The organism is Halorientalis persicus (assembly GCF_900110215.1).
In the GTDB taxonomy this organism is placed as follows: Archaea; Halobacteriota; Halobacteria; order Halobacteriales; family Haloarculaceae; genus Halorientalis; species Halorientalis persica.
Genome location: NZ_FOCX01000001.1, coordinates 191,862 through 202,773, shown reverse-complemented (window position 1 = coordinate 202,773; position 10,912 = coordinate 191,862). Strand labels below are relative to the sequence as shown.

At 64.4% G+C, this 10,912-nt stretch carries 20 protein-coding genes; all 20 read left to right on the top strand.

All coding sequences use genetic code 11. The features are described from left to right. Window positions 1-23 precede the first annotated feature (23 nt). Window positions 24-482, top strand: a complete 459-nt coding sequence (locus BMX17_RS01160) for a hypothetical protein (protein WP_092656785.1) — start codon at window positions 24-26, stop codon at window positions 480-482. Then, a complete protein-coding gene (locus tag BMX17_RS24945) occupies window positions 475-711 on the top strand; it encodes a hypothetical protein (RefSeq protein ID WP_139203393.1) in 237 nt (78 codons plus the stop codon). The genes BMX17_RS01160 and BMX17_RS24945 overlap by 8 nt, the downstream gene beginning before the upstream one ends. Beyond that, window positions 708-1,460, top strand: a complete 753-nt coding sequence (locus BMX17_RS01155) for a hypothetical protein (RefSeq protein ID WP_139203392.1) — start codon at window positions 708-710, stop codon at window positions 1,458-1,460. The genes BMX17_RS24945 and BMX17_RS01155 overlap by 4 nt, the downstream gene beginning before the upstream one ends. Beyond that, complete coding sequence (locus BMX17_RS25790) at window positions 1,457-1,606, top strand: hypothetical protein (RefSeq protein ID WP_170845293.1); 150 nt, start codon at window positions 1,457-1,459, stop codon at window positions 1,604-1,606. Before BMX17_RS01155 ends, BMX17_RS25790 begins: the two co-directional genes overlap by 4 nt. 107 nt (window positions 1,607-1,713) lie before the next feature. Continuing rightward, window positions 1,714-3,291 carry a hypothetical protein gene (locus tag BMX17_RS01150; RefSeq protein ID WP_092656780.1) on the top strand — a complete coding sequence of 526 codons (1,578 nt, stop codon included), beginning with the start codon at window positions 1,714-1,716 and terminating at the stop codon, window positions 3,289-3,291. Window positions 3,292-3,294: 3 nt separating this feature from the next. Next, window positions 3,295-3,882 (top strand): hypothetical protein, encoded by a 588-nt coding sequence (locus BMX17_RS01145; RefSeq protein WP_092656778.1) that lies wholly within the window; start codon window positions 3,295-3,297, stop codon window positions 3,880-3,882. Continuing rightward, window positions 3,879-4,421 (top strand): hypothetical protein, encoded by a 543-nt coding sequence (locus BMX17_RS01140; RefSeq protein ID WP_092656776.1) that lies wholly within the window; start codon window positions 3,879-3,881, stop codon window positions 4,419-4,421. Before BMX17_RS01145 ends, BMX17_RS01140 begins: the two co-directional genes overlap by 4 nt. Next, window positions 4,418-5,062, top strand: coding sequence for a hypothetical protein (locus BMX17_RS01135; protein WP_092656774.1), 645 nt, complete (start codon window positions 4,418-4,420; stop codon window positions 5,060-5,062). The genes BMX17_RS01140 and BMX17_RS01135 overlap by 4 nt, the downstream gene beginning before the upstream one ends. Further along, complete coding sequence (locus tag BMX17_RS01130) at window positions 5,059-5,838, top strand: ATP-binding protein (protein WP_092656772.1); 780 nt, start codon at window positions 5,059-5,061, stop codon at window positions 5,836-5,838. The genes BMX17_RS01135 and BMX17_RS01130 overlap by 4 nt, the downstream gene beginning before the upstream one ends. After that, window positions 5,838-5,993, top strand: a complete 156-nt coding sequence (locus BMX17_RS25785) for a hypothetical protein (RefSeq protein ID WP_170845292.1) — start codon at window positions 5,838-5,840, stop codon at window positions 5,991-5,993. Before BMX17_RS01130 ends, BMX17_RS25785 begins: the two co-directional genes overlap by 1 nt. Before the next feature lie 101 nt (window positions 5,994-6,094). After that, window positions 6,095-6,403: a hypothetical protein gene (locus BMX17_RS01125; protein WP_092656770.1), complete on the top strand. Its 309-nt coding sequence runs from the start codon at window positions 6,095-6,097 to the stop codon at window positions 6,401-6,403. Further along, window positions 6,403-6,903 (top strand): hypothetical protein, encoded by a 501-nt coding sequence (locus BMX17_RS01120; protein WP_092656768.1) that lies wholly within the window; start codon window positions 6,403-6,405, stop codon window positions 6,901-6,903. The genes BMX17_RS01125 and BMX17_RS01120 overlap by 1 nt, the downstream gene beginning before the upstream one ends. A 3-nt stretch (window positions 6,904-6,906) precedes the next feature. Next, a complete protein-coding gene (locus tag BMX17_RS01115; protein ID WP_092656766.1) occupies window positions 6,907-7,629 on the top strand; it encodes a hypothetical protein in 723 nt (240 codons plus the stop codon). 132 nt (window positions 7,630-7,761) lie between these two features. After that, window positions 7,762-7,887, top strand: a complete 126-nt coding sequence (locus BMX17_RS27205) for a hypothetical protein (protein WP_280141348.1) — start codon at window positions 7,762-7,764, stop codon at window positions 7,885-7,887. 90 nt (window positions 7,888-7,977) lie between these two features. Further along, the gene (locus BMX17_RS01105; protein ID WP_211611255.1) at window positions 7,978-8,343 is read left to right on the top strand and encodes a hypothetical protein; all 366 of its coding nucleotides are present in this window, start codon (window positions 7,978-7,980) and stop codon (window positions 8,341-8,343) included. Next, complete coding sequence (locus BMX17_RS01100; protein WP_092656760.1) at window positions 8,343-8,744, top strand: hypothetical protein; 402 nt, start codon at window positions 8,343-8,345, stop codon at window positions 8,742-8,744. The genes BMX17_RS01105 and BMX17_RS01100 overlap by 1 nt, the downstream gene beginning before the upstream one ends. Next, window positions 8,744-9,514, top strand: coding sequence for a hypothetical protein (locus tag BMX17_RS01095; RefSeq protein ID WP_092656758.1), 771 nt, complete (start codon window positions 8,744-8,746; stop codon window positions 9,512-9,514). Before BMX17_RS01100 ends, BMX17_RS01095 begins: the two co-directional genes overlap by 1 nt. Beyond that, entirely contained in the window at window positions 9,511-10,182 is a 672-nt protein-coding gene (locus BMX17_RS01090) for a hypothetical protein (protein WP_092656756.1), read from the top strand. Before BMX17_RS01095 ends, BMX17_RS01090 begins: the two co-directional genes overlap by 4 nt. Then, window positions 10,182-10,478: a hypothetical protein gene (locus BMX17_RS01085; protein WP_092656754.1), complete on the top strand. Its 297-nt coding sequence runs from the start codon at window positions 10,182-10,184 to the stop codon at window positions 10,476-10,478. The genes BMX17_RS01090 and BMX17_RS01085 overlap by 1 nt, the downstream gene beginning before the upstream one ends. Then, window positions 10,478-10,912 carry a hypothetical protein gene (locus BMX17_RS01080; RefSeq protein WP_092656752.1) on the top strand — a complete coding sequence of 145 codons (435 nt, stop codon included), beginning with the start codon at window positions 10,478-10,480 and terminating at the stop codon, window positions 10,910-10,912. The genes BMX17_RS01085 and BMX17_RS01080 overlap by 1 nt, the downstream gene beginning before the upstream one ends.

Below are 10,912 nucleotides of genomic sequence, written 5' to 3'. Positions count from 1 at the left end.
GTGTCTGCGGACAGGAGGACAGCATGAGCGGGACGCGCCTGCCGGGCGACTCAGAGGCCAACGACCGGCACAAGAGCGACCTGCGCGCCGAGACACGGCTGTCCGGCGACCTGGCCGCCCGCTTCGAGCAGTTCATGGAGTCTCACGACGCCCAGAAGAGCGAAGTTCTGCGGGAAGCACTCGACGAGTTCCTGCCGTCCTCGGCAAACTCCGAGTACGTCCTCCCCCGCAATCCCGAACTGAAAGACGCTTACCTGGCGCTCGCCGGAGAGGACGAAAAGCGGGTGATGCCCGTCTCGAAGGCCGAGAGTATCCTGAGCCAGCAGACCCATCCCAACGAGCCGTTAGAACTCATCCGCGAGGACGTGATTGCCGAACTCGATGGGTCCGGCCTGCTGGCCGTCAAGGGCGGCAGGGTCGCAGTGGCCCCGCTCACGCCACGCGACGAAGTGACGCCTCAGGACGGTGATCGGAATGAGTGACGATGCTCAGTGTGCGGGCGGTATTGAGCGCTCACGGCTCCGCGAGCAGGCGGCTATGGAACGGGACGCGCGGGACCACAATCGGAAGGTTCGGCAACGTGACGAGTGTCGAGTCTGTGACGGTGACGTTCCCGAAAAGGACTTTCCCACGAAGTACGCGGCCGCTGCCGGCTGTCTCGCTGGACCGTTCTGTAGCAGTGAGTGCTACTGGAGGTGGATGAACTCATGACGGACGGCACTGACCGATTCCAGATCCTCCACGCCTTCGCGGATCACGCCGTGGAGTCGGAGGTGTTGACGACTGTTGGGACTGTCACGCGGTGGACTCGTGACCCTCGACCGAACCCGCACGTCGCCGAGACGGTAGCCGTCGACCTGATGGAGCGAGTACCGAGCGGTCAGTTCGACCTTGCGGTACTCCACCCGCGGTGTACCGACGAGAGCGACATGACGAGCATCAGCGGGGACCCTGACGATCACGAGAATCAGATCCCCCGCGCCCGGGAGATCGCCGAACGGGTCGCCGAGGACTACGTCATCGAGAACAAACCGCGGGACGACCTTCGGGACCCGACGGTACTCCACGGCCGGATGTTCGGCCTTCCGCTGGCCTACAAACGGGCCTTCGAGACCACATTCCCCGTTCGGTCCCCGGCGCGGCACCAGCCGCTTGGCGAGAAGACTGTCACGCCCTACTACTACTCCGACCGGACGAGAGAGTGGTGGGCGGCGACAAAGGGTTTTCGTGGCGATTACCCGAAGCAGCACCTCGCCAAGAACACCCTTCCAGCCGCTTACGTCCGCTGTCTCGTCCGTTCGTGGCTCGAATCGCTCGACACCCGAGACGCCGAGGTTCCCCAAGACAACAACCAGCCCGCCCCACCGAAGGTACCCGACGATCAGACGACTTTAGTCCAAGCCGACGGCGGACGAAACACCCGCTACGTAGACACGGGAACTGAACAGGAGGACCGATGAGCGACGGTCGCCAGGTCGGCTATCGGTGTATCGCGCCCGGCTGCGGCAACGTCGAGGACAACCTGCCAGACCACCACCGCCACCTGGCCGACGCCGATCACCCCGACCACGGCGAGACAGTCGTCGACCTACCAGCGGACCGGTAGACCACTCTCCCCGTGCAGTCATTGATTAATTGATTAATTAATTGATTACCTGACAGGTTTTATCCCCAGCGACCGCGTTGGTGGGGCTGTATGGAGGGATTTGCTCAGTGCCGGAGGTAGAGTTCGGATCACTGGACGCTGCAAACCAGGCCAGAGACAACTACGCGGACCACCTGTGTCCCGACGACAACCGGAGCCGGAAGACCGTCACCTTCCGGAGCGACACCCCTGCGGACGTTCTCGAAGCGGCCCGGCGGGACGCCGACGACTCACGGACCGGCGACACGTCGGGATACTCAACGGCCCTTACAGACCGTGAGAAAGACCAGATCGACTTTTCGGACATCCACATCTCGAAGGCCAAGCGGGCGAAAGGGATCTTCCTCGATGAAGGCGTGAGCGACTGGCTCTCGTACTTCAGCGAGGATCTGAAGACCGAATCGGACCAGCGTCAAGCTGCCCAACGAGCAGCCCGCGACTCCCAGGGGAAGCGGATGGACGCCGAGACGGACGCGCAGGAAAAGGCCGCTGATAGTGTTCGGACGGCCAAATCCGAAGAGTGCGACCATGCCGCGGGCCACTGCGCCCACGGGGACCCCGAAGCCTGCGAGTTCATCGCTGACGAGTGTGGTTTAGACCCGGAGAGGGTTCTCGCCCGGCGGGAGCCCGAGCCGCGACCGGAGCAGGAACCTGCTCCCGAGGACCTGCCGGAGCGTCAGGAACCCCAGAATGACCCCTCAGATAGGGTCCAACCAACCCCAGCAGAGGCCGCGGCCCTCACCGACGAGGAGATGGGGGCCATATCTCGTGCATGGGAAGGCTATCACGGGGCTATTGAGACACTATCAGAGGCACTCGAATCGGTCCGCGAAGAGTGGGAGAACGCCCAGCAGGCCGCGAAGGCCGTGAACTCCATCCGCCAGGACAACGATCAGCCCCCGCTGCACTTCACGGATCTGGAGGAATCACAGGCTGTACTGACTGACATCCTGCGGAAAGCGGCTAACGACTGTGCAGAGTGTCATGCGGACCATTCCGGCCACGATCACCCCGTGACGAGTGGCCCCAGAGAGTCCATTCAGACTTTCGTCAACCGCTCAGCCGCAGCAACTCCTGTCGGCCGTGGCCGAGTCGAGATCGAGACCAGCGACCTTCCCGAAAGGGGCCAATCTGGCCCCTCGAAGGCCCCCGAACAGGCCAGGAGCGACGACAGCGCCGTACACCAAACTGGGGACCAATCTGGGGGCCAGTTCGCGCAGGAACAGCAGGGGACCCTCGGCGTAGGGGTCGATCCGGAGGCCACGGCCGAAGAGAAGCAGGTAACGCTGACCGGCGCGGACGCCACTGAATCCAACCAGGCGGTCCCCGGCGCGTGGTACGTCGAGCGGAAGGCCCCGAGCGGCGCGGCCGTGAAGTACAGCGGTGGCCCCCACACGGTCGAAGTGGTGGGCGACGGGGACCAGTTCGGTGTCCTGCTCGACGGTCCCGACGACCTGAGCTTCACCGTCGCCAGTGGGCTTCGAGATCGGGCGACCGCGGCCGACGTAGCCGGCGAGTTTACCCGGCGCGTGAAGCCGGACGAAGTATCGTTCAAGAGCGACAGTGGCCGGATCGACACCGCTGCCGCCGAATCACTTGATGCCGCTGTCGACAACGAGGGCGGCATTCTCGCGTATGCAGACTGACCCATGACAGACGCAGAACCTCACTGGTGTCCCGTCTGTGGGCCGGAGGACGACGGTCGAGACCTCGCCTCAGTGCGGGGTCACATCGTCTCGTCCGGTGACCAATCCCACGACTGGCACGAACTGAAAGACGACGTTCACGCACAGACCGAAGACCAGCCGACCGACGACGAGGGAAATTCATCTACGCCCGAGACGGGACCCGACTCGGGCCAGTCGAGCGACGAATCCTCAGAAGCCCCTGAATCGGACGACGACCAGCCCGACGACCCCGAAGACGACGATATGCCCACCCCCGAGGAACTGGAACGGCAGCGCGAGAGTACCGATACCGACGAGAACGACGACGGCGACGACGACACCACCACGTCGACGGACTCGGGGACCGGCGCGGGCATCCCGATTCCCGTCTCGACCACGACGCTGGCCGCTGGCGTCGGGCTCGTGCTGGTCGCCGCACTGCTGTACCTCTACCTGCGGAGTGGGGACAGCTCTAGCGACGACCCGGCCACGGTCGACGTGGAGGACGACGACGAACCGACCGACCAGGGCGCTGGTCTCGTCGCAACAGAGGAGGCCGAGGTCCGATGAGCGACGATGATCCCGATGACGCCCCTGCCGACGACGCTCCCGAACCCGACGAGCAGGCGGCCGACACTGCCGACGACGAGCAGCCGGAGATCGACGACGACGAGATGGCCGACTTCGGAGCGGTAGCCGACGAGATCGAGGACGCCGCCGGGGCCGATCCCGACGACGACGAGGACGACCAGGAGGACAGCGACGACGAGGACGAGCCGAGCTTGTCGATGGACGCGACCGCGGACGACCGGGTGACGCCGGGGGACATCTACTGCAACGCGCTCGGGATGGGCGCGGCGGTCGCACGGGCCAACTACGGGACCGCGGACCCCGACGACCGGAGCGACCTCGTTGACGAGTACGGCGACATGGCCCGCGACCTCCAGATAGACGAGTACGTCGACCAGTGGCTCGAAGAACACGGCGGCATCGACGAACTCGGGCCGGGGCAGGCTATCCTGCTGTCGACGGTCATGTTCGGCGGTATGGTTGCGATGGACGACCCGGAGATGATAGAGAACGTCGCCCAGCGGGGTGGTGAGGCGTGAGCCCCGACTTCCTCGACAAAGGGAAAGAGGCGATGGCGAAACGGATGATGGGCCAAATCACCCCCAGCGAGACGCCCATCGCCCAGGCTGTCGCTACCTCACTGACGACCGTCGAGCATCGACTGGCGGCGGCTATCGACTCGGCCCACGAAGCGGCCGGGACCGGCGAGCGAATCCGGCACGATCCCGACGAACGGAAAGACTCGCTGCTGTCGCTGGCCGATGCCGTGGCCGAACAGCGGGTTCAAGATTGGTGGTTCGAGAACGTCGGGGCGTACCTACTCGACAACCACGAAAGAGCGAAGGGCTACGTCGGTCTCTCCGGTGACGAGTGGCGCGGCCAACTCCGGCGCTGGTACGAGCAGTATCACGAGGCCGGGGTCGTCGACACTCCGCTCGACGAGGCCGACCCGGCGGAGATCGGGACCGTGGCCGACCGACACATCCGCGAGACCTTCGGCATCAGCCTTCGGGAGTTCGTGGCGGCCATCGTCAACTGGTCCCGCGGCGAGCAGTTGCAGGGAGTGATGTTCGGTCCGATCAAGCAGTACACCGCCCAGGTTCGCCGGCTGGAGGAAGAGATCGAGCAGCGAGACGAACGTATCGCCGAACTAGAGGAGCAAATCGACGGAGAAGCATGAGTCACGCCCTGATAGCGGCAAAGAGCGGCTGGGGAAAGTCGTGGTTCGCGCAGTGGTGGACTGAGGACAACCTGCCGAACTACGATCACGTGGTGATCCTCGACCGGCGCGACGAGTTCCGCGGGCTCGTGAAAGCGGGCTTCGCCACTTGGGGGATCGTCAGCAACGCCGAGGCGGGGCTGTCACCGGCTGACTGGCGCGAGTTCATCCGCTCCAACCCGCGTGTCGTACTCGCCCGGCACCATCTTGACGGGGACGCCTGGAAGGGCGTGGCCGCCGCGATCATCCGCGCGGCCCTGTCGATGGACGACGACGTACTGCTGGTTATCGACGAGGCTCACAAGGTCGCTCCACAGTCCGGCTCCTACCCCGACGCAATGGAGGACTTGGCTACCGAGGGTCGAGGACAGGTTGCGAGTCTCTGGGTCACTCAGCGGCTCGCAAAGCTCGACGAGACGCCCATCAGCGAGATGATGGTCTACATACTCGGCGGCTTCAAGTCCGACAACGACTTGCGGAAGATCGCCGGAAACGTCGGCTACAACGCCGATGTTCACAAGGTCTCGGAGGACCGCGTGCCAGGACTCTCGAAAGAACTGCGCGCCGACGACGCGGGCGAAGTGCCAGTCCGGAAGTTCACACAGGACGGTCGAACCGTCGGCTCAGAGTGGATTTATAGCGACGACTCCGGTCAGCAGAAACGAATCAACAGCAAACGGAAGAGCATGGAATCGGAACACTACGGTCCCGAATCACTCCCGCTCACTGTCCCATAATGGCAACTGAACGTGAGAACATCGACCTCCACGGCGGCCAGGCCGAGCGGTTCCGGGAGATCCGCGACCGGCTGGAGAACAAGCTCGGGTATCGACCCACGAAACCCAGAGTCGTCGGTCACCTGCTGGAACACTACGACGGCCCGCTCGATTAGTTCCCTGAGAATCCCAGGGATTCCCTGTGAAAGCACGGGATAGTGCGTAATCCCCCGCGTAGCCTTCTAACATCGTATCTCCGCGACATTTGCCCGTAGTCATGAACGAACTGGCAGACAGTATGGACGTACTCGCCGACCCCGACGCCTGGATTCAGGCGGCGGCCGTCGGTGGCGGGTACGCAGGTAGTGCAATTCTAGACAGCCTCATCGTCGGGATGGCTCCCGGCCCCGACGCCGTCGCAGGTGTCGCCTCCGGTGCCGCGGTCGGTGCCGGCGGCTACGTCTACGGCGGGGAGTACAGCGAAGCGATGACGACCGGCGGCCTGCTCTTCGCGGTCGGTTCGGTCGCCGAACACTTCGGGTTCAAGCAGCAGATCTTCGAACTCGGTCAGGGTGGTGGCAACTGATGACGAAGCAACTCAGCAACGCCACCACGTACGCCGACGAGCGCCAGAACGTCCCGGACGTGATGAGCCCGATCCTCTCGTTCACGCCCGACGACGGCCTGATGCTCGTCATCCGGGGCATGGTCTCGGCCGGCTCCGAGCGCGGGTTCCCGATCTACATGGACCTGCGCGACACCAACGGCGACCCGCTCCCCGAGGACACGCGGCTGGCCTTCAAGTACAAGGCTCCCGGGATGGACGACGCGCAGACCGTCACCCACCCGCTCGACCACATCCGGCCGTGGAACGCGCTCACGCTCGAAGAGCAGCAGGATGCCGAGTACATCGATCAGGTGAAGACCATCCTCAAGAACACCGACACCGCCCTTCAGCAGGGCGAAATCCCCGACCTGAACGTCCGGGACATCGACGAACTTCGAGTGTCGGTCAAGTCGAGCGCACAGGTCGACTGGGACAACTCCCGGTTCTACATCGACCGCAACGCCGTGCGGGAGGTGTAACCGATGGCGAGTGCAGAACAGATCCGGCAGGCCATCGCCACCGTGCCGCGCCAGAAGCAGAAGCTCTCGGGCGGCGAAATGACCCTCAAGCCCAACAGTCAGGGCCAAGAGTCGGTCGTCGCCACGTTCCAGGCCAACCGGCCCATCGGGCTCCGTGACGGCGTCCCCTACGACGCCGACATCCCTGCCTACGATTCGTTCACGTCAGACGGAACCGGCGGCGACAGCGAGACCAAGAGCCTGTCCCACGACCTCGTGGACGCCCAAGGCGTCCCGAATCCCGTCGTGGTCTACATCGAGGGTACGGGCTACGTCCAGCCCGACAGCGTGGACTACGCCAACGACACGGTCACCTTCACCGACCCGAACACGAACAACCCCGTCCACGTCTGGTACATGGCAGGCGACCAGGCCCGACTCGTTATCCGGAAGACCTCGCCGAAGGGCGTGCCCGAGGACGTGGACGAGGACGACATGGGGCTGAAGAACCTGCGGGACCAGCACAAGGACCCGCTCCGGTTCGACTTCGACCGGCCCTTCGAGGGGATCGTGCCGACCGACTGGAGCATCGACATCCGTATCGACGCTCCCTACCCCGTCTCGTGGAGTGAGGCGGGCGGGGATGCAACGCCGACCAACGCCCGGATTTCGCTCCCGATCTTCCGCGCCCGGGACGAGATTTCGGGACTGGGCTCTTTCATCGGCTCTCTCGCCGGGAGTCGGTAACTCACCATGCAAGGCGGAGGCTACAACCCCGGTCTGGGGTACGGTCTGACGACGACCGCGACCTCCGCCACGACCACGGGCGGGTCTTCTCCCCCCGAGCAACCCCTCGCAGTCGCAGGTGACAAGTCGGACATGTCTCACCTCGACTCGTTTTTTGCGTCCAGTGGGTGGACGCGGGTGGACGTGCTGGTCGTGGCGGCAGGTATGCAGATCGCCCTGTGGCTGGTCCTGCTGTACCTGGAGGTGACCGAAGAGTGAACAAGAAAGACATCACGGTCGAGAAGATGAGCGAGACCGAAGAGCGACAGACCCGACAGCGCCGGCTCGACGCTGACGGGAGGGATAACGATGATGCGTGACCCGTCGACCGTCGTCGAGGACGGCGCGGTGCCGGTGAACACGACCTACTCGGCGGTCCTTTCGCCGGGGCAGAAGGTGACGGCGACGTTCACCCCTACCACGTCGGACACGACGTTCTACATGCCCGTCGTGGCCGTCTCGAAGCACCCCGATTCGGCGTACACGATCACGGCCGACGGGACGACGATCTTCGGCGCAGACCAGGCGATCCCGCCGACGGACATCGACGACCTGTCGACGTGCTGGTGGCCGCCGCGGGAGTGGGACACCAAGCTCGAAGTGACGGCGAAACGGCTCTCGTCCGCGACGGGTGACGAGATGTATCACATCCAGCCCGTGGGGTGGGAAGAGTAATGCCGGTGAACACTCGCGGGAAGGTTGGCGAGATCGACAACCTCGAAACGATACAGGACGCCGACGACTCCGACGCCCACCCGGCGAGTGACGAACGCCTCGAAGAGGTGCGTCAGCAGGGGCAGAACCACAGCGGGCTCGTTGACGGGCAGTACACCGTCGACCAGGCCGACACGGCGGAGTCACTACCTGACCAGCCGATTCCGGACGGCATCGAGGTGGTCGTGGCCTACGATCCGGCCAACGACGGCGTGGTCTACGCAGGTGACGGCTCACCGAGTTATCCCCTCACTGACGTTGGCCAGGCGCTCACGCTCCGGGTTGACAACCTGTCGGTCATCACCATCGAGGCGGGCAACATGAGGGACGGCGTCCGGTACATCGCGGAGGTGAGCAACTGATGGCCGGGTTCACGGCAGGCGGCGGCTCACGGGTTGACTACACGGGACCCGACGAGCCGACCGACCCCGATCAAAACGAGGTGTGGCTGGATACCGACGCGGACCCGGACGGCGACGGCACTGCCGAAGGCCAGTACAAGCGATACGGGTCAGATGGCGAGTGGCACGCTACCAGCGTCGACGATCACCGCGAACTCAAGGGCGTGCTGGAGGACAACCACCACCAGTACCCCATCCCGACCGCCGGGCTGGTTGACGGCGCTGTGACAGCTGCGAAAGCGGCCTTCGATTACGTTACGCCGTCGCAGTTGCAGGACCACACCAGCGACGAGACCAACCCCCACAACGTCACCGACGAACAAACGGGGGGAGCGGCCCGGCCGGTCATCACCGACACCTCAATCATGACAAATGGCCCTGAGTTCCTCACCCCTGCAGATGGTAGCATGGTCGTTCCCCAAGACGGGTCGGTGGTGTCGTCCGATATTGTCTCCGGGGCCGACGTGACGACTATCAATGAGGTTATAGTTGATATGACCCTCACCGCCTCCGTTGCAGGCTACATAAACGCCAGTCTGGACATCAACGGGCAACAAGTCGATAGCGTGGTCGTCGAAGACCCATCATCCACCTTAACCGGGTCTGTCGCAATTCCGCAAACCACGACTTTAGACGTGACTCTCCGCGCCGATCAAAACAACACGTCGGACGAAACCTTGGACTGGACCAACGTGAGCGTCAAACGGGAGCTACAGGTGAAGGACCTATGACCCTCTGGAGCCGAATCCGTGATGACCTTCAGGTCCCGCTCGTCGGGGCGAGCGACCTGCCGACGCTCCGACGACAGGCTCCGGATCACGTCGTGAACCAGATCGAGGAGGCCCTACAGAACGCCGATCCGTCGGAAGCCAAGACGATCAACATGAACGGCCGGTCTATCTACGGGATTCATCGCGAGATCAGCTATGGAGCCCAGTTTACCGGCATGACCAGCGAGATCGGAGTCAACGACCGGACGGCCAACGTCTGGCTGGACCCCGACGACCTGCTCGGAAGCAACGACAGCAACGAGACGACGAGCAACAGCGACAATTCAGACATGAGTAGAGACTGGGACGATAACAGAGTCGAGGGCGGTCTGTCCGGCCTCGATGATGACGATTTCGACAGTAACGGCACCGTCGACTTGGGAAGTGGGACCCAGGGCGGCGAGTACAACGTAACGCCGGGCGGCCACACCGTGACGGACGAGCAGGTGGCAAACAGCGATCAACTGACCCGGACGGGCAACGACACCGTGGCCGTAACCGGCAACGGCCAGAGCAACCAGCAGAGCGGCAATGGCGCGCTCGCTGGGGTTCTCAACGGCGACGATAACATGATGCTCGTGGTCGCGGTGGCCGCGGCGGCGGCGCTGGCCTGGGGGGTGAGCCGCTGATGGGACTCACCAGCGAGTTCCAGGCGCTCGCAGAACAGGGTCCGGGAGCCTTCGACGCCGACCCGAGTAACGGTGAGTACAACCCTGATTCCGGTACCGTAGAGGCTCCCCAAGAGGCGGCCGCGAGTCTCGCTGAAGACACGCTTCGCCAGGGCGCGGTGCCCGACTGGCTCGCGCAGTCTGACACCGGTAGCGGGTCCAACAACGGCAACACGCTTCTCGGCGGGGGCAACCAGACGCTCCTGCTGGCAGGCGTGGCGGTCGCCGTCGTTCTCATCGTGGGGGTGAGCAGCTGATGCCGGACCTCCCCGGACCCGTCGACAACTGGATGGGAGCGGCGACTCAGACCGGCATCGAACTGACCCAGGAAGGTGCGAACGCTGGCGCCGAGATCGTCGGCGGCACCCTCGGCTGGGCCGGCGGGGGTACAGCCGACTACCTCGACGACGTGGGCGACGCGGCCGGCAGTGCTGTTGGAGACCAGGCCGGCGAGTTCGGAGATGCCGCGCTCGACTTCGGCGAGTTCGCCGGTAACGCGGCGACCGGGACGACTGAGACCGGCGCAGACATCTTCGGAGACGCTGGCGATGCCCTCGGCAACTTCACGAGCGGTGCGCTGAACGCGCAGACGCTCATGCTCATCGGTGCCGTCATCGTCGCCGTCTACCTGCTCGCCAACAGTGAGGCCGGAGAGGCGGCGGTCAACGCAAAGACCGGAGGTGTCGCCTGA